The organism is Blautia sp. HA9023 (assembly GCF_056504095.1).
Window position 1 is genome coordinate 328,025 of the sequence record NZ_JBWLUR010000008.1, and the last position, 23,056, is coordinate 351,080.

The 23,056-nt window shown below is 44.1% G+C and carries 24 protein-coding genes, 1 tRNA gene and 1 pseudogene; 21 read left to right on the forward strand and 5 right to left on the reverse strand.

The window, feature by feature from the left end; genetic code table 11:
* Nucleotides 1–5: 5 nt before the first annotated feature.
* The 13 genes and pseudogenes from AC04Q6_RS11560 to AC04Q6_RS11620 all read left to right on the forward strand — a co-directional run bounded on the left by AC04Q6_RS11560 (nucleotide 6) and on the right by AC04Q6_RS11620 (nucleotide 8,799).
* A complete protein-coding gene (locus AC04Q6_RS11560; RefSeq protein WP_476389688.1) occupies nucleotides 6–1,793 on the forward strand; it encodes an efflux RND transporter periplasmic adaptor subunit in 1,788 nt (595 codons plus the stop codon).
* Nucleotides 1,786–3,018, forward strand: a complete 1,233-nt coding sequence (locus AC04Q6_RS11565) for an ABC transporter permease (protein ID WP_476389689.1) — start codon at nucleotides 1,786–1,788, stop codon at nucleotides 3,016–3,018. Before AC04Q6_RS11560 ends, AC04Q6_RS11565 begins: the two co-directional genes overlap by 8 nt.
* A 158-nt stretch (nucleotides 3,019–3,176) precedes the next feature.
* Nucleotides 3,177–3,250: transfer RNA gene (locus tag AC04Q6_RS11570), tRNA-Arg, on the forward strand.
* A gap of 316 nt (nucleotides 3,251–3,566) precedes the next feature.
* Entirely contained in the window at nucleotides 3,567–3,797 is a 231-nt protein-coding gene (locus tag AC04Q6_RS11575) for a purine biosynthesis protein PurH (protein ID WP_118062052.1), read from the forward strand.
* A gap of 21 nt (nucleotides 3,798–3,818) precedes the next feature.
* Complete coding sequence (locus AC04Q6_RS11580) at nucleotides 3,819–4,421, forward strand: class I SAM-dependent methyltransferase (RefSeq protein WP_118062076.1); 603 nt, start codon at nucleotides 3,819–3,821, stop codon at nucleotides 4,419–4,421.
* Between the two features lie 6 nt (nucleotides 4,422–4,427).
* Nucleotides 4,428–5,237, forward strand: a complete 810-nt coding sequence (locus AC04Q6_RS11585) for a Cof-type HAD-IIB family hydrolase (protein WP_021976781.1) — start codon at nucleotides 4,428–4,430, stop codon at nucleotides 5,235–5,237.
* A 316-nt stretch (nucleotides 5,238–5,553) separates the two neighbouring features.
* Nucleotides 5,554–6,561: a calcium/sodium antiporter gene (locus tag AC04Q6_RS11590; protein WP_021976780.1), complete on the forward strand. Its 1,008-nt coding sequence runs from the start codon at nucleotides 5,554–5,556 to the stop codon at nucleotides 6,559–6,561.
* Nucleotides 6,562–6,929: 368 nt separating this feature from the next.
* The gene (locus AC04Q6_RS11595; RefSeq protein WP_021976779.1) at nucleotides 6,930–7,550 is read left to right on the forward strand and encodes a DUF6088 family protein; all 621 of its coding nucleotides are present in this window, start codon (nucleotides 6,930–6,932) and stop codon (nucleotides 7,548–7,550) included.
* Nucleotides 7,534–7,803: a nucleotidyl transferase AbiEii/AbiGii toxin family protein gene (locus tag AC04Q6_RS11600; protein ID WP_242997072.1), complete on the forward strand. Its 270-nt coding sequence runs from the start codon at nucleotides 7,534–7,536 to the stop codon at nucleotides 7,801–7,803. Before AC04Q6_RS11595 ends, AC04Q6_RS11600 begins: the two co-directional genes overlap by 17 nt.
* Complete coding sequence (locus tag AC04Q6_RS11605; protein WP_330384625.1) at nucleotides 7,794–7,967, forward strand: hypothetical protein; 174 nt, start codon at nucleotides 7,794–7,796, stop codon at nucleotides 7,965–7,967. The genes AC04Q6_RS11600 and AC04Q6_RS11605 overlap by 10 nt, the downstream gene beginning before the upstream one ends.
* 27 nt (nucleotides 7,968–7,994) lie before the next feature.
* Nucleotides 7,995–8,558 (forward strand): reverse transcriptase domain-containing protein, encoded by a 564-nt coding sequence (locus AC04Q6_RS11610; RefSeq protein WP_476389728.1) that lies wholly within the window; start codon nucleotides 7,995–7,997, stop codon nucleotides 8,556–8,558.
* Nucleotides 8,533–8,586, forward strand: a pseudogene (locus tag AC04Q6_RS11615) (group II intron maturase-specific domain-containing protein); the annotation flags it as partial. The gene AC04Q6_RS11610 and the pseudogene AC04Q6_RS11615, both read left to right, overlap by 26 nt.
* Nucleotides 8,587–8,628: 42 nt before the next feature.
* On the forward strand, nucleotides 8,629–8,799 hold the full coding sequence (locus AC04Q6_RS11620) for a hypothetical protein (RefSeq protein WP_330426510.1): 171 nt from the start codon (nucleotides 8,629–8,631) through the stop codon (nucleotides 8,797–8,799).
* Nucleotides 8,800–8,902: 103 nt separating this feature from the next.
* Here the strand turns inward: AC04Q6_RS11620 and AC04Q6_RS11625 are convergent, their stop codons facing one another.
* The gene (locus AC04Q6_RS11625; protein ID WP_118062045.1) at nucleotides 8,903–9,358 is read right to left on the reverse strand and encodes a transporter; all 456 of its coding nucleotides are present in this window, start codon (nucleotides 9,356–9,358) and stop codon (nucleotides 8,903–8,905) included.
* 6 nt (nucleotides 9,359–9,364) lie between these two features.
* Nucleotides 9,365–10,456: an acyltransferase family protein gene (locus AC04Q6_RS11630; RefSeq protein ID WP_021976775.1), complete on the reverse strand. Its 1,092-nt coding sequence runs from the start codon at nucleotides 10,454–10,456 to the stop codon at nucleotides 9,365–9,367.
* 188 nt (nucleotides 10,457–10,644) lie between these two features.
* Here AC04Q6_RS11630 and crcB point away from each other — a divergent pair, with 188 nt between their 5' ends.
* Complete coding sequence (crcB, locus tag AC04Q6_RS11635; protein ID WP_021976774.1) at nucleotides 10,645–11,010, forward strand: fluoride efflux transporter CrcB; 366 nt, start codon at nucleotides 10,645–10,647, stop codon at nucleotides 11,008–11,010.
* Nucleotides 11,011–11,057: 47 nt separating this feature from the next.
* Nucleotides 11,058–11,621, forward strand: a complete 564-nt coding sequence (locus AC04Q6_RS11640; protein ID WP_021976773.1) for a prolyl-tRNA synthetase associated domain-containing protein — start codon at nucleotides 11,058–11,060, stop codon at nucleotides 11,619–11,621.
* Nucleotides 11,622–11,632: 11 nt separating this feature from the next.
* Here the strand turns inward: AC04Q6_RS11640 and AC04Q6_RS11645 are convergent, their stop codons facing one another.
* Nucleotides 11,633–12,574, reverse strand: a complete 942-nt coding sequence (locus AC04Q6_RS11645) for a glycosyltransferase family 2 protein (RefSeq protein ID WP_021976772.1) — start codon at nucleotides 12,572–12,574, stop codon at nucleotides 11,633–11,635.
* Nucleotides 12,571–15,201: a YfhO family protein gene (locus AC04Q6_RS11650; RefSeq protein ID WP_118071001.1), complete on the reverse strand. Its 2,631-nt coding sequence runs from the start codon at nucleotides 15,199–15,201 to the stop codon at nucleotides 12,571–12,573. The genes AC04Q6_RS11645 and AC04Q6_RS11650 overlap by 4 nt, the downstream gene beginning before the upstream one ends.
* 175 nt (nucleotides 15,202–15,376) lie before the next feature.
* Between AC04Q6_RS11650 and AC04Q6_RS11655 the strand changes: the two genes are divergently transcribed.
* From AC04Q6_RS11655 to AC04Q6_RS11680, 6 genes are all read left to right on the forward strand, one after another.
* Nucleotides 15,377–16,357 (forward strand): bile acid:sodium symporter family protein, encoded by a 981-nt coding sequence (locus tag AC04Q6_RS11655; protein ID WP_021976770.1) that lies wholly within the window; start codon nucleotides 15,377–15,379, stop codon nucleotides 16,355–16,357.
* Complete coding sequence (locus AC04Q6_RS11660; protein WP_021976769.1) at nucleotides 16,341–17,261, forward strand: AraC family transcriptional regulator; 921 nt, start codon at nucleotides 16,341–16,343, stop codon at nucleotides 17,259–17,261. The genes AC04Q6_RS11655 and AC04Q6_RS11660 overlap by 17 nt, the downstream gene beginning before the upstream one ends.
* A 114-nt stretch (nucleotides 17,262–17,375) precedes the next feature.
* Nucleotides 17,376–17,993 (forward strand): DUF4867 family protein, encoded by a 618-nt coding sequence (locus AC04Q6_RS11665; RefSeq protein ID WP_021976768.1) that lies wholly within the window; start codon nucleotides 17,376–17,378, stop codon nucleotides 17,991–17,993.
* Between the two features lie 119 nt (nucleotides 17,994–18,112).
* The gene (locus AC04Q6_RS11670; RefSeq protein WP_118062038.1) at nucleotides 18,113–19,597 is read left to right on the forward strand and encodes an L-fucose/L-arabinose isomerase family protein; all 1,485 of its coding nucleotides are present in this window, start codon (nucleotides 18,113–18,115) and stop codon (nucleotides 19,595–19,597) included.
* A 149-nt stretch (nucleotides 19,598–19,746) separates the two neighbouring features.
* On the forward strand, nucleotides 19,747–21,204 hold the full coding sequence (gene xylB / locus AC04Q6_RS11675) for a xylulokinase (protein ID WP_021976766.1): 1,458 nt from the start codon (nucleotides 19,747–19,749) through the stop codon (nucleotides 21,202–21,204).
* A 3-nt stretch (nucleotides 21,205–21,207) separates the two neighbouring features.
* On the forward strand, nucleotides 21,208–22,029 hold the full coding sequence (locus AC04Q6_RS11680; RefSeq protein ID WP_021976765.1) for a Cof-type HAD-IIB family hydrolase: 822 nt from the start codon (nucleotides 21,208–21,210) through the stop codon (nucleotides 22,027–22,029).
* Between the two features lie 79 nt (nucleotides 22,030–22,108).
* Here the strand turns inward: AC04Q6_RS11680 and AC04Q6_RS11685 are convergent, their stop codons facing one another.
* Complete coding sequence (locus tag AC04Q6_RS11685; protein ID WP_118062036.1) at nucleotides 22,109–22,999, reverse strand: AraC family transcriptional regulator; 891 nt, start codon at nucleotides 22,997–22,999, stop codon at nucleotides 22,109–22,111.
* Nucleotides 23,000–23,056: the final 57 nt, after the last annotated feature.

Here is a 23,056-nt window from a genome sequence, read left to right on the forward strand (position 1 = left end):
CAGAAATGAAAAAAGGAAAAAAGATTGTAATTGGTGTGGCGGCAGTGGCTGTTGTGGCAGGCGGTTTTTACGCAGTATCAGGAGGAAGCCGCGGTGAGGCACAGCTTCCTCAGGTTTCAGTTACAAAGGCAGAGACCGGAGATGTGGAAGAAATCGTAGATGCAACTGGAACGGTGGTCAGTGATGAACAGAAAACTTTTTATTCACCGGTAAACGCACAGATAAAAAAAGTATCTTTTGCAGAAGGGGATTCCGTCTCAAAGGGTACAAAACTTGTGGAATTTGAGCTGAAAGATCTGGAGAGAGATAATCAGAAGGCAGAACTGAATGTGAAATCCGGAGAGTATGATTACAAAAATTCCATCAATAAATCTGATGAGGCACAGCAGAAGCAGAATAATGCCAAATCAAAAGTTTCCAGTTTGGAGCAGCAGGTGAAAGATAAGCAGAACTATCTGGCATCACTGAAATCTCAGCTGGCATCTGTGCAGGCGCAGGCAGCAGCAGACGCACAGGCCCAGGCTCAGGCGGAAGCCCAGGCAAAAGCCGATGCTCAGGCAGCCCAGGAAGCGGAAATCCAGAGAGCATATGCAGAGGCGCTTACTACATATCAGAATGAAACGCTTCCCCAGTATCAGAAGGAACTGGGCGAGCTGAATGCCGCCTATGTTAAGGCCCAGGGCGAGTATAACCAGGCAGATAATAATTATCAGATGGCTTTTGCCCAGTGGCAGGCAGACCAGAGTGATGAGAACGCGCAGGCACTGGACGAAGCGGAGAACACAAGAAGCCAGGCCGAGATCAATTGCCAGGAGGCAAAAGAAGCTTACGAGGATAAAAAGGCGGCTCAGCCGAAAATGCCGGAATATTCGGATTACAGCAGTGCCGGAGGGGAAGATTTTGTTACAGACGGAACACAGGACGATGGACAGGATCTGACAGACCAGGGAAGTGCATCCGCTGCTTCCACAGGTGCATCTGTGGATACTTCAGGAATTGAGAATGCCATTGATCAGGCAAGTTCTGATCTGGCAGATCTTCAGTCCGATCTTGCCACACAGAAATCCATTGCAGAGGCAGATTCTACCAGCCTTACAAAGGAAGAAAAAGAGAAGCTGAGAGTCAGCAATAATCTTACAGAACTGGATGCCAAATCTGCAAAAGAACTTGTTGCGGAAGGAAAAAAAGGTATCACGGCAGATTTTAACGGCGTTATTTCCAAGTCTGCAGTGCAGCAGGGAGCAGCAGTGACACAGGGAATGGAGCTTTTTACCCTGCAGAACACAGATAAAGTCAGTGTGGACATCAATGTATCCAAGTATGATTATGCAAAGGTAAAAGAAGGCCAGACTGCGGATATTACCATCGGTGATAAGAAATATACCGGCAAGGTAACGAAGATCAGCCATATTGCTACAACAAACGAGAAGGGATCTACTCTGATCGCAGCTACTGTCAGTATTGATAAACCGGATAAAGATATTTTCCTCGGCGTTGACGCAAAGGTGAAGATCTATGCGGAAAAGGCTGAAAATGTAGTAACACTTCCGGCAGGAGTGGTAAATATTGGTAAAGATGGCTCTTTCTGTTATGTACTGAAAGACGGCGTGATCACAAGACAGGACATCACTACAGGAATCAGTTCTGAGGATTCTGTTGAGATCACAGATGGAATCAAAGCAGGCGATGAGGTCATCGAGGATCTGGGTTCTCTGGAAGAGGGAATGACGGCAGAAGCAGCACCTGCAGATGGTGACAGTGCAGCAGAGACAGGGGAGACTGCCAATGAGTAATATTTATGAATACATCAAAATGGCGATCCACAACATCATGGCAAATAAGGGAAGATCGTTTCTTACCATGCTGGGTATCATTATCGGTATTGCATCGGTGATCGCCATTGTTTCCATCGGTGAAGGAACCAAGAATCAGATGAACAGTGAGATCGATGATATCGGCGGCGGCCAGATTGCGGTGTACTGCAGCGATGATGCCACCGCAGATGATGTCTGGATCCAGCCTGAGGATATTGATGCGGTCCGGGATCTGGATGGTGTGGAAGGTGTTAATGTTTCAGATTCCTATACAGGAGAGACAGTAACCGGAAAAGGCGATTTTAATCTTACAGTAACCGGTGAGGCGCAGGACGCCAAACTGGTGGACAATGCTTCTGTGAAGTATGGAAGTTACTTCGGACAGAAAGAGGTTGAAGAGGGAAAAAATGTCTGTGTGATCTCAGATGCCGACGCGAAGCGGCTTTTTGGAACGGATGATGTCGTGGGAATGACACTGGATGTCACCTGTTATGATCTGACCAAGACATTTCGTATCTGCGGAGTTACCACGCAGAAGGAGAACGGTACTTTTGTCAGCTACACTTATGACGGTATGCCTGTGTCCATTAACGTGCCTTATACGGCCATGGACGATTTTACAGGAAGTACCGGTGAGTTCTATCAGATCACAGTTCAGGCAGACAAAAATCTGGATTCCCAGGTGGTGGCAGACCGGATCGTAAATCTTCTGGAAAGACGCCATCATTGTGCCGGAGACGATTATTTCCAGGTACAGAGTTTCCAGGATATCATGAAATCCATGAACCAGATGCTTGGAATGGTCACCGCATTTATTTCTTTTGTTGCGGGAATTTCCCTTCTGGTAGGCGGTATTGGTGTTATGAACATCATGCTGGTGTCCGTCACAGAGCGCACCAGAGAGATCGGTATCCGTAAATCCCTTGGGGCAAAGACTTCTTCCATTATGCTTCAGTTCCTTGCTGAGGCAGCGATCCTGACCATCATGGGTGGCCTGATCGGCATTGTCCTTGGCATCGCAGGGGGTCATGTGATCTGTGCGGTGATCGGAAACAGTATGGGAACCACCATCACACCAGGGATCAGTCTGGGAACCATCCTGGCGGCAACATTATTCTCCTGTGCAGTAGGTGTATTCTTCGGAATCTATCCGGCAAGAAAAGCAGCCAAACTCAGCCCCATCGAGGCACTGAGAAGAAACTAGAAAACTGTTGCTTTTGCATCAAAAATAGCAATAAAAAATATTTTTGAAAAAAAATAAAAAAACTTTCAAAAAACCCTTGACATTTTATAGGTCTTAGAGTATCATACATATTGTTGCAGCGGTGATACGAAATATCACAAAGGAAAAGCAACAAAGATGTGCGTTTAGCTCAGCTGGATAGAGCGTTTGGCTACGGACCAAAAGGTCGGGGGTTCGAATCCTCTAACGCACGTATGAAGCCTCTGGAATTGTTCCAGAGGCTTTTTTTCTAATTATACATTTTGATCTATTAATTCTGTATGCAGATTCCTTTTTTTAACCAAATCAAGTAAGTCCCCTGCGGGGTTGCGAAAAGCAATAAGCAGTGGGTGGGGACTTGCTTGTATCAGGAGGAGAGCAAGCTCCTCCTGATAAACTGCGGAGCAGTTATTTGGTGTAGAGCTACGTAGCGAAGCGGATTGCGAATATCCGCTTGACAAGGAAAAGTGAACAATAACAGAAATACAGAACACCTGAAACACAGGTGAACTTATCAGGAGGAAAAAACAATGCCAGGATATCTGATCAAAGATACAACAAAAGAGGAACGTAAACAGATCGTGGAGGAATCTCTGGGAAATATTTCCGCGAACTGCGATGGCTGTATGGCGAGACTTGCAGATATGTACCAGGATTATATTGACGGGAAGAAGGAAATCCGTGAGATCAATATGGAATTCAATGCCAGATATGTCCGTGGAGATATGGACAAAGAGGAGAAAAAAAGCTGCCCGATGTAGGAAATGGAGATTGACAGTACCATGGACCAAAATGAAGTAAAATATGATAAGCTGCTGAAAATCAAAACTACCGGCCGTGACGATTCCAGGTCGGATCAGTACTGTTATCCATATGAACCAACGCCATACTGTGTACTGGAACGGCTTGCGTATTGTGGGTATCTGGGGAAAAAGAATCATCTGATCGACTATGGATGTGGAAAAGGCAGGGTGGATTTTTTTCTGGCATGGCAGGTCAGGTGCCGGACTACAGGTGTGGAGTACGATGAACGAATGATAAAAGCCGCAGAAGAAAACAGGCAGCGGGCTGTTTCCGGGGCAAAAACCACTTTTATACTGGAAAATGCAGCCCTTTTTCAGGTGCCGGAATCTGCTGACAGATTTTATTTTTTTAATCCGTTTTCTGTGGAAATACTGAGAAGTGTCATCGGACGCATCCGGGAATCCTGGTATGAAAAAACAAGAGAAATGCTGCTGTTTTTCTATTATCCATCTGACGAATATATTTCCTATCTGATGACTGTGGATGAACTGGAATTCCTGGACGAGATCGACTGCCAGGATCTTTTTGACGGAAAAAATCCTAGGGAGAGGATATTGGTATTTCAGATGGGAGAGGAGTAAAACAACATGATAAAACTAATCGCAACCGACGTAGACGGAACTCTGGTAAAAGATGGAACCATGACCATCAATCCGGAATATATGACGGTGATCCGGAAGCTGACCGAGATGGGCATTACCTTTGTAGTATGTTCGGGGCGGCAGTATGACAGTGAGAGGAAGCTGTTTGAACCGTTGAAGGATCTGGTGTATTTTGTTTCGGATGGAGGTACGGTGATCCGGAAGAATGATAAGATCCTGAAGGTGCACACACTTCCAGACGAGACCTGGAAAAGTATGCATCGCATGGTAAAAGAAAAAATGCCGGAATGTGACTGCTTTATTGCCACACCGGAGTGCTGTTATGCGGAGAATGAAAATGGAAGGATGTTCCGCTGGCTCAGAGATTCCTATGGCTATGATATGAGAAAAGTGGACGATCTTTCTTCCCTTGAGGGAAAACAGGTGTTGAAATTTTCCGTTTATCACCCGGAACGATGTGAGGAGCTTTGTGCTCCATATTTTACACCGGCGTGGAAGGATAAGGTAACACTGGCAGCGGCCGGAAAAGAATGGATGGACAGTACTCCGCCGGAAGGGGAGAAAAGTATAGCTGTGGAGTTTATCCGGCAGCGCCTGGGGATTTCTTTGGAGGAAACCTGTACATTCGGAGATAACCTCAACGATATCGCCATGCTCCGGAAAGCGGGAATGAGCTATGCGGTAGCCAATGCCAGAGCGGAAGTGCAGGCAGCAGCCAGGAAAGTGTGCCCATCTTACAGTGAAGACGGAGTGTTACAGATTCTGAAAAGGATTGTTTCTGAAAGCAGAAAATGATAAAGATACATAAAATATGTGCCTTTAGTAAAAAAGAGTAAATAAAAGTCATCGGCCAGGGGTTGACTTTTTAAAACGATTCTGTTAAATTGAAAAAAATAAAAATTTCAATTCCATGAGGGAGTAGTTCGCACGTAAGTGTGATTTGTCAACAGACCCGGTTTTTCTGAAAAACCTGGCAAATCTTAAAGAATGAGACTCATGTATGTTTTGTTATATTTTATTATAACAGAGCATACATGGGTCTTTTTTATGTCATACTGGAAGCAGATCTCCAGCTCATGGGAAATGAAAACAGAAAGTGAGAAGAAGAAAAATGGAAAATCTGGTAAACAGCTCACCCCTGATCCTTGTATTAGTCTTTCTTGTGATAGGTTTTGCTTTTCTGATGAAAGGCGCGGACTTTTTTGTAGAAGGAAGCTCCAGTATCGCAAAACGACTGAAAGTTCCGCCGATCATCATCGGCCTTACCATCGTGGCAATGGGAACATCTCTTCCGGAAACGGCAGTCAGTGTCACTGCGTCACTGGTCAATAACAATGAACTTGCGGTCAGTAACGTGGTAGGTTCCAATATTTTTAACCTGATGGTAGTTGTTGGAGTCTGTTCCATTCTGACCCCGATCCTGGTGCAGAAGGAAACCATTAAGAGAGATATTCCTTTTTCCATGATCTGTGCGTTCCTCCTTCTGGGGCTTGGAATCCTGGCAGTGGGAGATAAGAGCGGAATGACACTTGGCCATCTGGATGGAATGATCCTGCTGGGATTTTTTGCAGGCTATATTGTGGCAATGATCCAAAGTGCCATGAAAGCCAGAGCAGCAGGAAAAAATGTGGAGATCGAAGGAATTGAAGAACTGGAAGAAGAAATCGGCATCCTTTCCTGGCCGAAGAGTATTCTCTTTATCGTTGGAGGCGCGCTTGCCATTGCTTTTGGCGGAGATCTTACCGTAGATGCTGCCAGCCGCATCGCCATTGATCTGGGAATGAGCCAGACACTGGTGGGACTTACCATTGTTTCCATCGGAACCTCCCTTCCGGAGCTTGTGACATCCGTGGTTGCAGCCAGAAAGAATGAAGTGGATATGGCAGTGGGAAATGCAGTAGGTTCCAATATTTTCAATATCCTGATGGTCCTTGGAATTGCGTCTGCCATCAATCCGGTGGCACTGATCCGGGAGAACATTATCGATATTGTGATATTGATCGTATTTTCCCTGATCGTGTGGATCTATGCCGCAACGAAGCGTAAAATCAGCCGGAAAGAGGGAATTTCCATGGTGTGCCTGTATCTGATCTATGCGGGGTATATTATCTGGAGATAGCTGTCATGGAAGAAATTTTTCAGTATTATACCTACGAACAGTTTTGAGACCTATATAGCAGGTAAGAGATAAGATTGTAAAGATTCAAAATTGAAAGAAAGTATGGATAATTGTGAAGTACTCCGTTCAGCATTCTTGCAGGTGGATGTGAAATATAAGAAATATATAGGGAAGCTCTTTTTATCCGGAAGAGCTTCCCCTTTTTTGGTGGCACCCGGAAATGCTATAAATAATAGGAAGAATATAAGAGTGAAAATTACATATAAATATAATGATAACGTAAATTGACAATATAAATAAAAATAGGTTATTATGTAGATAACAAAATATAACTATTAAAATTAAAATACGTTATAAGGAGGATAACAATGTTATACGAGTATTTGTGTTCAAACTATAAGCCGAATGAACCTATTTTTGTTGCGGATGTTAGTCTTCCAGTTTCAAATGTAAATCTTCGTCAGATGTTTAAAATACTGTGCGATTCTGGAAAGATCAGGCGATTTGATACAGGCGTTTACTATATTCCAAAGGAGAGTCGATTAAAAGGGGGGGTTCCCCTTGGAGCAGATACTGTGGCGAGATATAAATATATATCGCGAAATGGAAGAGTTGATGGATATTATTCAGGATATACTTTTGCAAATCAGCTGGGTGTTACTACACAGGTGCCATATATGGTGGAAATTGTATCAAATAATGCCAGTGCCAGGGTACGGGAGGTAAATCTGCATGGAAGAAGAGTTCTTCTCCGTAAAGCAAGAGTTCTGGTAACAAAGGAAAATTACCGGATATTACAGTTTTTAGATTTTCTGAAAGATATAGATCAGTATGCAGATGAAAATGACAAGATATTGTCCGATCGTATTAGGAAATATGTTGTTGATGTACAAATTAAAAAAACAGAAATAGATTGTTATATTAAACAATATCCGGATAGAATTTATCGATATATATATGAGATGAGGTTGTATGATGTTTTTGCATAACGATGAAGAACTTTTTAAAGATGTAATCATAGCTGCATCTGTTGATCAAAAGCGTCCGGTAGCAATCGTAGAAAAAGACTATTATGTTACGATGATATTAAAACTTCTGGCGCAGGTTGAGCCTGGATGTGTTTTTAAAGGTGGAACTTCACTATCTAAGTGTCATCATGTGATTGATCGATTTTCAGAAGATATTGATATTACTTTTTCAAATACATTGACACAAAAGGTGGAATTGACGTTATGCAGGTAGATGAACTTTTACCCTACCTAAGAGAAAACCAGGAAACCCTAATCCAGGAGATAAGGAATGGGAAATATAAACCCAATCCGGTTCGCAGGGTAGAGATACCCAAGGAAACAAAAGGCGAGTTCCGAAAACTAGGAGTTCCTACAGTTGTTGACAGAGTTGTTTAACAGGCAATTGCACAGGAACTCTCGCCAATCTTCGAGGAACAGTTTTCGGAGAATAGTTTTGGTTTCAGACCAAAAAGAGGAGCGCATGATGCGCTCAGACAATGCCAAAAGAATGTAAATGATGGCTATGTCTATGTGGTAGATATGGACTTGGAAAAGTTCTTTGACACAGTATGCCAGAGCAAACTCATTGAGGTATTATCACGAACCGTCAAAGATGGAAGAGTGATTTCATTGATACACAAATATCTAAACGCAGGTGTTGTGGCAAATGGAAAGTTTGAGCGTACAGAAGTCGGAATGCCACAAGGTGGACCATTAAGTCCGTTACTTAGCAACATAATGCTTAATGAGTTAGACAAGGAGCTGGAAAGCAGAGGGCACAGATTTGTCCGTTATGCAGACGACTGTATGATTTTCTGTAAAAGCAGAAAAAGTGCAGAAAGAACTTTGGAAAATATCATTCCGTTTATAGAAGGAAAACTTTTCCTAAAAGTAAACAGGAAGAAAACAAAGGTGGCTCATATCAGCAAGGTCAAATATCTAGGCTACACCTATTACAGATATGAAGGGACTACTAAAAGAAACTGACGAATGGGCAAGGCGTAGAATCAGGGCGGTCTACTGGAAACAATGGAAGAAAATCAAAACGAAGTACCGAATGTTAAAAGCATTGGGAATGGAACATTGGAAAGCAAAGGAACTTGCATGTAGTAGAAAAGGTTATTGGAGAATGGCAAAAGTTTTGAACCAAATCTTTTCAAAGAAAATAATAGCCAAGCTAGGATACAGCTCCATGCTTGACTATTATCTAGTAGTCTGTGAAAACTAAAGAACCGCCGTATACGGAACCGTACGTACGGTGGTGTGGGAGGACGGTAAATAAAATAATTATTTACCTCCTACCCGATCATAGAAATGTTTTTCACGTGGATTCATCTGGTTTCAGAAGAACAGTCTTTTTTCTGGGGGTGATGCGGTGTCATATCATCGCTGTCTGTCATCAGATATTTCCGGATAGCGAAAAGAATGGCGATACCGACGATCCCGATCAGTGTCTGCGTTGGATTGAGATGTTCCACAACCATCTGCCTTGCTGTCGCAAAAAGCAGGATTTCAACAACGGTCTGGGCGGAATGGCGGCAGAGCATTTTTACAAACTCCACACCAACTACAAGGGAGAGAGCCTGTGACAGGAAACTGGTAAAAAAACTGGTATCCATATCCATGACGGAGGTACCGGCAGTTGTAAGGATCAGCCGGAGTCCGGCCAGGGCGATCACGACAAGGATCACGATGGACAGCACGACCTCTGTGTAGCGGGCTACGTTGTAGATCAGTTCATTGAAATGTTTGCGGATCTTGTGATTGACGGCAGTTCTGTCTTTCATAGGTGATTATCCTTTCTTTTTTGAAGCAACCGGATGGTCGATGAAACGGGTTGCAAAATATCCGAATGCGCAGGTGATCACGATCATACATGGCAAAAACAGCCAGAAGCGCTGCTGGCTCATGGTGTTGAACCATGGAGCATTGGCCTGAAGGATCATAATGACAGGCATATGCCACAGGTAGATTCCGTATTGGTTTCGCGCCACGAAGTACAGTGGGCGAAGAATCCCGAAATTCATTTCCGGCAGGATGGAAAAGCCCACGAGCAGTATTCCAAGCAAAACCGCAAGAATGGAATGAGCCGGATAACCAGTCGGAGCCGTTCCGTAAAGGCCGTGGCTGTGATAGTAAAAAATCCATGCCAGGATCAGTATGGTACTTGCGAGAGAAACAGGAAGTCCAAGTGTAAGACGCTTTTCCTGTATACGGTTTCCGGCATGTTTCCAGAATGCGGCAGCCGCCATGCCCAGTACAAAATTATCCAGTGCGGTGAATACCTGACGCTCATATACGAAATATACGGAGGTATCGGAAATTCCGGAAGCATGGAGATACCGGACAACTGCAAACCGGCAGATAACGGTAAACAGAATGGACACAATGGCAGATACAAGCCAGTTTTTCCGGACGGCTTTATAAAGGAACGGGGCGATCAGATAAAACTGAAAGATCACACCCATCGTCCACAGTGCTCCATTGATGGAACCGTGTGTCACCGGGGAAAAATTCTCCGTAAAGGTGTAATAGGCAAGGATATGCCGAAACCCTTCATTGCTGAACATCTGTGTTGACATAAAAATCAGAAGAACTGTAACGCAGACGTAATACTGAGGCATGATACGGATGCAGCGTTTTTTCATAAAAGCCCGCCAGCCAGGGAGACAGCCTCTTTCTTCCGAAGAAGAGAGGGAAAGATAGATCCCATATCCGCTGAGCAGGAAAAACAGAGTCACGCCCACTTCGCCTCCAAGTGTCAGGATCGTGTGAATGGCTGTATGTGCCTGCCACGGCTGCCCGGACAGAACATAGCAGTGGTACAGCATAATGTAGAGGATCGCTCCTGCCCGGAGCAGATCGATGTTTTTAATACGTTTCATGATGATTCCTTTCAAAATAAATATGTTTGCCCTGCAATCTGACAGGACAGACAGCAGGACAGACAGAGATAGATTCAGTATATCATGAACCGGTGGGAATGCAAAGGGAAAACACCGGGCAGAAAGCAATTACGGTAAGGTTGCGGATATTTTTCCGGACTGATATAATCAGGTGGGAGGAAAAGACAATGATAAACTGTTTATTTGTGGGAATGGGAGGCTTTATAGGTTCTGTGTGCAGATATCTTCTGGGATTACTGCCAGTGGAAAACAGTCAGGGATTTCCGGTAAAAACATTGATCATAAATGTAACAGGCGCATTTGTAATTGGGATTGTTGCTGCAGCCGCGGCAAAAAATACGTCTCTGGATCCAGGACTCGTACTGTTTCTAAAAGTGGGAATCTGTGGCGGGTTTACCACATTTTCTACTTTTGCATATGAGACAGGGATTATGATGGAAAAAGGTCAGATTGGCCTGGCGCTTCTTTATGTGATTTTAAGTGCAGTTTTTGGCGTGCTGGCTGTTTTTGCCGGACAGATGCTTGTAAAATAAGGATGAAACAAAGGTGTGAAATGAAAGATCAGGAGGAAACGGAAAACATGGAAGAACCAAGAATTGACAAAACCATCTATACGGGAAGACCGGAAAATACGGAAGGACGCCTGGAGAAAGAAATCGCAGTGTACGATTTTCTGGACAGTCTGGGAATTGAATATAAGAGGGTAGATCATGAGGCGTTGATGACTATGGAAGCCTGTGAGGAAGTGGATCATCTTCTGGAAGCGAAAATATGCAAAAATCTGTTTTTGTGCAACCGTCAGAAAACGGATTTTTATCTTTTGCTGATGCCGGGGGAGAAGCCGTTTAAAACGAAATTCCTGTCCAAACAGATCGGAACAGCCAGACTTTCTTTTGCAGATGGAGAGCAGATGGAGGAATATCTCAACATTACACCGGGGTCATTAAGTCTTATGGGACTGATCTTTGACAGGGAAAAAAGAGTGCACCTGGTGATCGACAGGGAAGTTCTGGATGAGGAATACTTCGGATGCCATCCGTGTATCAATACATCCACTCTGTTAATGAAAACCAGTGATGTAAAAGAAAAAATCCTGCCGGCGCTGAACCACGAATATCAGGTGGTAGAGCTGCCGACAGAGTAAAGATCCAAAGATCAGCGTATAGGAGAAAAGTCCTTTTTATTGGACTCTGCAATGATGTAATGTGGACGGTTTTTAACTTCCATATAGGTTTTTGCTATGTACTGTCCCATAATGCCAAGACAGAAAAGCTGCAGTCCGCCGATGAAAATGATCACGCAGATGATGGAGGCCCATCCGTCAACCGGATCATCAAATATCAGCTTACGCAGTACGATAACGATCAGAGCCAGGAAGGAAACACCAGTCATGCTGGTTCCGAACCAGGAAGCAATGGTCAGCGGTGCCTGTGAGAAATTAATGATCCCACTGATGGCATATTTAAACAGCTTCCAGAAATTCCATTTGGTCTCGCCGGCAACACGTTCGATATTTTTGTACGGGAGCCAGAGGGTTTTGAAACCGATCCATCCGAAGATTCCCTTGGAAAAACGGTTATATTCGCTCATGGAGACGATGGCATCTACCATACTGCGCTTCATCAGACGGAAATCTCTGGCACCGTCCACGATATCCGCATCAGAGATCTTGTTAATAAGCTGATAGAATTTCCGGGCAAAAAAACTTCGAATGGGTGGTTCGCCATCGCGGCTGACACGCCTGGTGGCAACGCTGTCATATTCTCCGGATTCCAGTTTCTCCAGCATTTCCGGAAGGAGCGATGGCGGATCCTGCAGGTCAGCGTCCATGACCGCAACGTAATCACCACGGGCATTGCAGAAGCCTGCATACATGGCTGCTTCCTTTCCGAAGTTTCTGGAAAAAGAAAGATAGATCACATGAGGATCTTTTTCTGAAAGTTCTTTTAAAATCGCAAGGGTTCTGTCTCTGGAACCGTCATTCACAAAAATAAGTTCATAATCGCAGTTCATTTTCTGAAGAACAGAAGTCGCTTCCGGGTAAAAAAGCGGAAGGGATTCTTCTTCGTTAAAACATGGTATAATCAAAGAAATCATTTTTCTAACCTCCGTTTCTTATTTTCTATCAAAGTCATGGTAATTGTCAATAGAATTCCCAAAATGGAAATTACAGCTCCAACACGAAGCATAGGACATACATACCTCATTTCGATGGTATTGTCTCCCTTTTTCAGTGGAAGAGAGTACAGGCAGTTATCAATGAGATTATAAGAGGTCTTTTTTCCGTTTATGTAAATCTGCCATCCCCGGTCATAGGGAACAGAAAGATACAGGGAATGGTGATCGTCCGTAACATTATGACATACGGCGCGGATATAGCCATTTTTTACAGAGAGTTTATCTGGCTGACCGGAAGAAATTTTGCGGGTAATACGGGAAAGGGTATCCAGATTCAGACCGTAAAACTGTTCACCATCAGGGTGGATGCTGTAACCTTCAGCAGACTTGATGGATACGGATGCAGTCCGCGCATTTTGCCTGGAAGGAATGTAAAACAAAGAGGGAGCAAGCCACCAGGAATACCGGGTGGTATAGGTTTTGTTTACAGTGAGCATGGCCCGGTCCATAACAGTATCCCAGGGAATGTTTCCATAGAAAGCATAATTCCCCTGTTTCAGATCAACAGAGTAGATCTGAGGAGTACCTTTTTGGGAATTGCCTATGGAAGTTCTTCTGTAATGAAGAGGTTCGTAGATGGAGATATCCTGTCCGTATAAAATGCTGTAAAGATAATTCTGATATTCAAACGGATTTTCCGGGTCTGTATTTGTTTTTTTCTCTGTAAGATCAGGATGGTGATCTGGATAGATCAGGGCAAAAGGAAGCGCATAGGGATTCCTATATGCCTTTTTTCTACCTTTGCTTTTTATGGAAGAAATTTTCTGCAGTCCGTTGATCCGATAAGGGGATAAAATATATTTTACGCTAAGAAGAGAATCCGCACCAATGATGGAAGCATTGGTAATGTTCATGTTTTCTCCACATTTGCGATAACCCAGATGCTCCAGAAAATCTCGTTGGTTGTCATCCGGGGAAGAAGTATAACCTGCGATAGAACGGTAATTGAATCCAAAAGCTTCATCATAATTGGCAGTGGTAAGGCTTTTCAGCATTTTTCGGGAGGTTGTCTGGGAAATCCGGTAAATTCCGGAATCTTTTTTTCGGATAGTATCAATGAGGTTTCGGGTATTCATGGAATAAGAACGGTACTTTGCATCATCGGAAACGTGATAAGTGTTCATCAGGAGCTGGGTATTATAAGCGGTCTGACCCAGAAAAAGAGCCACAGCCGCAAGAAATGAGAGCTGCTTGTAAAGTCTGTGCCGCTGTCTGCAGGATAGCAGAAGCAAAGAAAAAACAACTCCGGTAAGTAAAGCCGCCAGTATGATGAGTACGGTTTCCTGAAGTGATTTTCTGTCTGTAAGCCTGCAGCGAAGTAAAAACATCAAAAGTGCAAAAATAAGACTGCTTTTTACCAGAATACAGGTATTTTCCTGTTCCAGGACTGTAAGGTAGAAAACAGCGGCCACAAAGAGAATGCCGAAAATATTTATATAAGAATAGCGGTACCAGTAACTGCTGACATTTTTAAACAGTGAAAAGACAGTATAAAAAGGAAACCAGTAGATCAGAAGGATGGAAAGAAAAGTAAAACATCCAAAGATCAGTTTCTGTTTTCGGGATATTTTTTTCGACAGAAACAGAGCGATCAGACCGAGGATGGCAAAAGTTCCGCAGAAAAGGGAGACGCAGCCATAAACGCTTGTGGAGCCAAAAACATAATTGGATAACGCGGTAAGGATATTTCCGGTAAAACTGAAATTTTTAAGGCAGTAAAGATCCAGTTGTCCGCGGTTGGAATTGCGCATGGCAGATATTGTAGGCAGAAAGAGAATACAGCTGCACAGAACACCGGAAAACATGGAAAATATATAGTACAATATGGACTTTAGACAGCTTTTCAATACTTTTTTGGAAAACGGCAGGGATGTTGCATAAAGGCATAGTTCCAGAAAAAGCCAGATCCCGGAGAAGAGGCAGTTGATACCTCCGGTGTACCAGTTGAAAAGAATGGACAGGGCCACTGGAACTGCCAGTTTCCATGCTGTTTTTTCGCAGACCATATGGTATACGCCAAGAAGGATCAGTGGAAGCATATAAACGCCATCCAGCCACATCAGATTACAGCTTTGTGCAATAGAATACTGACAGAGACCGTAACTGACAGAAAGAATTACCATGGAAAAATTTTTTATGGAAGTATTGCCGGCGGAAAAATGTTTGTGAAAACGGCCGGTCAGAAACCAGCAAAAAGTAAAGGAAGCTGTGGAAAGCTTCAGCATTACAAGTACATCAAAAAAAGCATGAAGCTGTGTCTTTTTGAAAAATACACAGAGCAGCATGAACGGAGAGGTCAGATAGTAACTGAAAACGCCGATATTATTGCCGCCCAGAGTTTTGCTGAAGGTGTAGGTGATATTGTTTTTTCCCGAGAGAACATCCTTGAAATAGGAATAGAAATCCAGATATTGGACACTGGCATCGTGGGAAGCCATGGAATTTCCACCGAAAGGTGCGTATCCATAATGCCAGAATAAAATCAGCATCAGCAGAAAAGTGATAGAAAAAGAATAAATGCAAAGGTATCGGTTTTGTTTTTTCATGAATGTTGTACTCCTAACTTATGTCGTAAAACTACCGGTAACAAAATTTTTTTTTATTGTACCATATCTGTTCTACATGTCCAGTATTTATAAATTTATATTTTTCTTGCGTTGTAATGAATTTATGCTACACTGAAAGAAATCAAAGAAAGCGTAAAAGGTAAAGAGGTGTAGTATGCTGGAAAAATTTAACAGTTTTATAGAGAAATGGATGGCTTTTGTGACACCGGTGTGTCTCCTTATGGGAGTACTCTTTCCGGATATTGCGAAGCATGGTGTTCCGTATGTAACGTATGCGTTTGCGTTTATGACTTTTATCGGAGCGTTGAAATCCAGGTTTCGGGATGTTGCGGATGTGTTTAAACGACCGCTTCCTCTGATCCTGATGCTTTTTGTCCTTCATGTGCTGGTACCTGTGATTGCCTGCGGGATCGGACATCTGCTGTTCCCCGGAAATGCCAATTATATCACAGGAATGGTGCTGGAGTTTTCCGTGCCGACGGCTGTGATCAGTCTGATGTGGGTATCGATTTATAATGGTAACAGTCCCCTTTCTCTTTCGCTGGTGGTTATCGACACGATACTGGCACCTTTTCTCATACCTGCTGCATTGAAAATCCTGGTAGGCTCCAGTGTGAAAATGGATACGATGGGTATGATGAAGGAACTGGTATTTATGATCGCACTTCCGGCGGTACTTGCCATGTGCCTCAATGAAGTCAGCCATGGAAAAGTCATGGAGACCTGGCCGAAAAAACTGGCACCTTTTTCAAAAATGTGTCTGATCTTTGTGGTGACTTCCAATTCATCCAAGGTTTCACCATATATGAAACACCTGAATGGAGAAAGACTGGAAGTGGCAGTGACGATTCTTGTATTGGCAGCTGGCGGATATGCGATCGGCTGGCTTATTGCTATTTTTACAAAGCAGAATAAGCAGTCCACAGTTTCCATGATCTATGGTTCCGGTATGCGTAACATCAGTGCGGGAGCAGTGATCGCGGGGGCGTATTTTCCGGCGGAAGTACTGTTCCCCGTTATGATCGGTACTTTATTCCAGCAGATCCTGGCAGCTTTTTACGGAAGCCTTGTCCGCCATGTACAGACAGCTCAACGAAAAAAAGAAAAGGGGGATGGGTATGGAGTTTCAGCATGAACTGATCATTCCCAATGAGGGACTTCCGTTTAAACTTTTTCTTTTTGAAGGCAGAAACGGAAATTATGTCAGAGAAAAACACTGGCACACGTCCATAGAGATTTTTACGGTAATGGAGGGGAGTCTTTCTTTCTATATTGATGAGGTGGAATATCCGCTGAAGGCAGGAGAATTTCTGATCATCAATTCCAATGAGGTACATTCTATCCAGGCACCGTTTCGTAATGAGACAATCGTACTTCAGATCCCATTGAAGCAATTTGAAGATTATTTTACAGCTCAGAGATTTATCCGGTTTCGCAGGGCAGACGCAGGGCGGAATGAGTATGGTTATGGGCACGAAAGAAATCACAGCGGGAATATCCGTTTAAATTTTGGGACAATGGGACAAACGGAAGCAGCAGATCCGTCAGAGACTGACCGGAAGATGGTTTCCCTGATCCAGGAATTGTACCGGGTATATATGTCGCGGGAAACAGGCTATGAATTCCGCACCAGGGCAGTATTCTATGAAATTCTTTATCTTATGGTTTCTACATACAGGGAAACGCAGGTGGAGGAAAGTGAGCTGAAAACCAGCCGGAGACTGGATGCTTTGTCAAAAATAACCACTTACATGCGGGAACACTACAAAGAAGATCTCAGACTTTCCGGACTTGCTTCCATGTTCGGATATTCAGATGCATATCTGTCAAGAATGTTCCGTAAGTATGCGAAGGTCAATTTTAAGACATATTTGCAGGATATCCGCATGGCATACGCTTATAAGGAACTTCTCAATACAGATCATACGATCAGTTCCATTGCGCTTGATAATGGATTTGCAAGCAGCAGGGCTTTTTCCAAGGAATTTGTAAAGCGCTATGGGATCCTGCCCGGAAAGGTGGAACGTCAGATCCATTAAAATGTCAAAAAAGTGCTATGAATGAGACAAGAAAAACGGCGAAAAGCATACCACGATATGGTATGCTTTTTTCAGTTCAAAACGAAACAGTAACTCTATAAGGAGGCTAAAAACGTGAAAATTCAGAAAGTAACAGATCCGGCTTTCCGTAAATATGGAAAAGTTCTGGAAGGATACAATTTCAGTGCGCTTCTGAAAGAAATGAAACACACACCGGTTCCGGAAGATGTGGTATATGTTCCGTCTGTGGAGGAACTGGAAGCTCTTGAGGTGGAGAAGGATCTCAGAAACAGAGCTTTTGGAGGCTTACCTGTCGAGATCGGATACTGCAACGGTCATAACAAAAAACTGAATGCTGTAGAGTATCACCGAAATTCCGAGATCAATGTGGCAGTGACAGATCTGGTGCTTCTTATCGGACATCAGCAGGATGTGGAACCGGATTTTACATATGATACCTCTAAGATCGAGGCATTTCTTGTACCGGCAGGAACCGGGATCGAAGTTTACGCCACAACGCTTCATTATGCACCATGTCATGTAAATGAGAGTGGATTTCAGTGTGTAGTTGTTCTTCCAAGAGGAACCAACACAGAGATTGATTTCCCGATGCCAAAAGACGGCGAGGACGGTCTGATGACAGCCAAGAATAAATGGCTCATCGCTCATGAAGATGCGAAGATCGAGGGTGCGTTCAATGGCCTGAAAGGTGAGAATATCACCATCGACTGAAGATCCCTCAGGAAAATGCAGTGCAGCGGATATGGATTGAAAATATCTGCCCGATATAAAAATGCTCAATGATATTGCCGGTGGAGATCTGCCGGATATAAAAAAGGAGAATGAAGATTATGAACAACATGCCAGAAGTTAAAGTCGGAATCGTTGCAGTCAGCAGAGATTGTTTCCCGGAAAGCCTTTCCGTAAACAGAAGAAAAGCTCTTGTAGATGCTTACACAAAGAAATACGATGCAAAAGATATCTATGAGTGTCCGGTCTGTATCGTAGAGAGTGAGATCCATATGGTCCAGGCTCTTGAAGATATCAAAAAAGCAGGATGTAATGCACTTTGCGTATATCTTGGAAACTTCGGACCGGAGATTTCCGAGACACTTCTTGCAAAACATTTCGAAGGACCGAAGATGTTCATCGCAGCAGCAGAGGAAACACAGGATAATCTTTGCCAGGGACGTGGAGATGCTTACTGCGGTATGCTGAACGCAAGCTACAACCTGCAGCTTCGTAACGTAAAAGCATATATTCCGGAGTATCCGGTAGGTGATGCAGAGGACTGTGCAGATATGATCCACGATTTCCTTCCGATCGCAAGAGCTATCGAGGGATTAAGCAACCTGAAGATCATTAGCTTCGGACCACGTCCTACAAACTTCCTTGCATGCAACGCACCGATCAAACAGCTTTATAATCTTGGAGTTGAGATTGAAGAGAACTCTGAACTGGATCTTTTTGAGGCGTTCAATAATCATGCAGGGGATGAGAGAATCCCTGAGATCGTAAAAGAGATGGAAGAAGAGCTTGGTGCAGGAAACAAGAAACCGGAGATCCTTCCGAAACTTGCACAGTATGAACTGACTCTGAAAGACTGGGTAAGAGATCACAAAGGATATCGTAAATATGTAACACTGACAGGAAAATGCTGGCCGGCATTCCAGACACAGTTCGGATTTGTTCCATGTTATGTAAATAGCCGCCTGACAGCACAGGGCATTCCGGTATCCTGTGAGGTTGATATCTACGGAACCTTAAGTGAGTTCATCGGACAGGTTGTAAGTGATGATATTGTTACACTCCTTGATATCAACAACTCCGTACCGAAGGATATGTACAAAGAGTCCATCGAAGGAAAATTTGACTATACACTTCAGGATACTTTCATGGGATTCCACTGTGGAAATACCGCATCCAGCAAGCTTGCTTTCTGTGAGATGAAATATCAGATGATCATGGCAAGATCTCTTCCGATCGAGGTTACAAACGGAACACTTGAGGGAGATATCAAACCAGGAGATATCACATTCTATCGTCTGCAGAGCACTGCGGATAACAAGCTTCGTGCTTATATCGCACATGGAGAGGTTCTTCCTGTTGCAACACGTTCCTTTGGAGCAATCGGAGTATTTGCAATTCCGGAGATGGGACGTTTCTACCGTCACGTGCTGATCGAGGGAGGCTTCCCGCATCACGGCGCAGTAGCATTCGGACATCATGGAAAAGCTCTCTTCGAAGTATTCAAATATATTGGTGTACCGGTTGAGGAAATCGGTTATAATCAGCCGGCAGGTGTAAGATATCCTACAGAGAATCCATGGAAATAATTCAGTAAGACATAAAATTAACCAAATCAAGTAGCGAAGTGGATTGCGAATATCCGCTTGACTATAATTCGGAAACCGCGAACTCTCAGGCGTGCAGACGCTGCGAACTGAGAGTCGCGGTTTCTGTATTTACAGGAGGAAAAATTACTATGTATTATATTGGCGTTGATCTTGGAACTTCAGCTGTAAAACTTCTTCTTATGGAAGAATCCGGAAAGATCTGCAACATCGTATCCAAAGAATATCCACTGTTTTTTCCACATCCGGGCTGGTCTGAGCAGAATCCGGAAGACTGGTTCACGGAGAGTATGGAAGGAATCAAAGAGCTTACAGAGGGAATTGACCGCAGGGAAGTAGCTGGAATCGGTTTTGGCGGTCAGATGCATGGTCTGGTAACTCTGGACAAAGACGACAACGTGATCCGCCCGGCGATCCTCTGGAACGACGGCCGTACCGGTGAGGAAACAGAATATCTGAATACTGTGATCGGAAAAGATAAACTTTCCCAGTACACTGCAAACATCGCTTTTGCAGGATTTACTGCACCGAAGATCCTCTGGATGCAGAAAAATGAGCCTGAGAATTTCAAAAAAGTTGTAAAGATCATGCTTCCAAAAGATTATCTTGCATATCGTTTAAGCGGATCTTTCTGCACAGATGTATCGGATGCTTCCGGTATGCTTCTTCTGGATGTGAAAAACCGCTGCTGGTCAAAAGAAATGCTTGAGATCTGCCATATCACAGAGGAACAGCTTCCGAAGCTGTATGAAAGTTGGCAGGTAGTTGGCACTCTGAAACCGGAAGTGGCAAAAGAGCTTGGTTTCTCTGAAGATGTGAAAGTCGTAGCTGGTGCGGGCGACAATGCAGCAGCTGCTGTCGGAACAGGAACTGTTGGTGACGGACAGTGTAATATTTCCCTTGGAACATCCGGCACGATCTTTATTTCCAGCAAAGAGTTCGGTGTGGATGAGAATAATGCCCTTCATTCTTTTGATCATGCAGATGGAAGTTATCATCTTATGGGATGCATGTTAAGCGCTGCTTCCTGTAACAAATGGTGGTCTGAGGAGATCCTCAAGACGAAGGATTTCGTGGCAGAACAGGCACCGATCCAGAAGCTTGGCGAGAATCAGGTATTCTTCCTTCCATACCTCATGGGAGAAAGATCTCCGCATAACAACCCGGATGCAAGAGGCGTATTCTTCGGAATGTCCATGGATACCACAAGAGCAGATATGACACAGGCGGTTCTGGAAGGTGTTGCATTTGGCCTTCGTGATTCCCTTGAGGTAGCGAGAAGCCTTGGTATCAACATTGAACGGACCAAGATCTGTGGCGGCGGAGCCAAGAGTCCTCTCTGGAAAAAGATCATTGCCAATGTAATGGATCTGAAAGTGGATGTACCTGAGAACGAGGAAGGCCCGTCCATGGGTGGCGCAATGCTGGCGGCCGTAGGATGCGGGGCATATCCGGATGTGGAAACCATCTGCAAAAAAATGGTAAAAGTTGTAGATACTGTAGAACCGGATCCGGAACTGGTTGCGAAATATGAAGAGAAATATCAGAAATTCCGTAAACTTTATCCAACTATGAAAGAGCTGTTTTGATTTATGGCTGTGAAACTGATCGCAAGCGATCTGGATGGAACTCTTCTACGAAATGACAAGTCGATATCAGAGGAAACAGGTAAGGCACTGGAGAAGGCCAGAGAAGCAGGGATATATTTTGTTCCGTCCACCGGGCGTGCCCTGGAGGCTGTTCCCGTGGAAGTGATGGCACTTCCGGGAGTGGAATATGTGATCACTTCCAATGGCGCTGCCGTGTATTCGGTTTCCGGAGGGACCAGGATCTATGAAAGTCTGGTTCCGGCAGAAGCAGTAGATGCGCTTCTTGAGATTTCCATGCCTGAGAATATGACAATTGAAGTGTTCGTGAAGGGAATTCCGTATACAGCATCCGATCATGTGAAAGATCCCGCCAGATACGGAGCCACCGCGTTTGGCATCGGTTATGTGAAAAAAACGCGCCATCCTGTGGAAAACATCCGGAAATTTGTGAAAGAAAACAGAGAACATGTGGACAGTTTTGATTTTGTATGTGGAGATCCACAGGCTTTAGACACCGTGAAAAAGGAAGTCCGGGAAAAGATTCCGGGAGTTTATGTGACTTCATCCGTTTCCCATCTTCTTGAGATCGGAAATGCGGAGGCCGGTAAAGGAAAAACACTGCTGAAGCTTCTGAAACTTCTGGAGATTTCCCCGGAAGAAGCGATGGCGTTTGGAGATGCGGACAATGACCTGGATATGATCCGGTCTGTAAAGTATGGGATCGCAATGAAGAATGCAACGGAACATCTGAAAGAGGCTGCGTACCATATAACGGACAGTAATGAAGAGGATGGCGTTGCCAAAGAGATATACAGAATGATATAAGAACTGGAAAAAGATGCTGCTTTGACGGATATGGTATAAAAGCAGCATCTTTTTTGTGCTTTGTGAAGGCGAGCGGGGATCAGCGCAGCTGTTTTTTTCTGTATTGTCTTGGAGTACATCCTTTGATCTTTGTAAATACTTTGGTGTAATAATTAGAGTCCGAAAAACCGGACAGTAATCCGGCTTCCGTTATGGAACAGGAAGAATCTTCCAGGTATTCCAGGCTGCGTTCAATGCGATATTCCTGAATGTATCCGAAAAGAGTAATATTCATACACTTTTTGAAAAGCCGGCTGCACTCGCTGGGGCTCAGGTGGATGAGTTCCGCAATATCCTCCAGCTGGATCTTTTCGGAATAGTGTTCTGCAATATAGGACATGATGCGGCGGATGCGGCGGTAATTTTCTTCATCCTGTCCGGAAGGGGCGGAAGCCTGGGACAGTGTGTTGGCGCACAGAAGCTTCCAGAAGTGCTGCAGTCGGGCAATGATCTCAAATTCATACATCGGTTTTCGCTGGCTGTCAAGGGCAATGATCTGCCGGATATCTTCCACGGCATCCTGATGCCATTTCATGGAAAGATCCAGAGGAACTGCAGAGAGAGAAAAACTCCGCAGGATCGGTTCTGTGTATTTCTGGAAGAGGATACTTCCGGGGAAACCATAGATCAGTTTGGGATCAAAGGTGACAGGGATATACTGACAGTCCTGATTATGGTACATGTAACCGGCGTGAAGGGCGTTGGCATTGCCGAAAAGCACCTGCCCCTCTTTCAGGTGAAAGGTGTTCTGATTGACTTTATAAAGCATTTCGCCTTTATGGATATAAGTAAGTTCGATCTCCGGATGCCAGTGCCAGAGAAAGGAGCCGGTTTCGTAACCGGAAAGCCGTTCGTAGCTTACCAGAAACGGAAAAGCGCTGTCACCGTGCTTCTTCAGTTCTTTTCCCGCGTTATTTGTGATGATCTGCATAGATGTGGCCTCCTTTCATAAAAATGCCGGGATCCGGTCAGTCCCCCGTTGGGATAA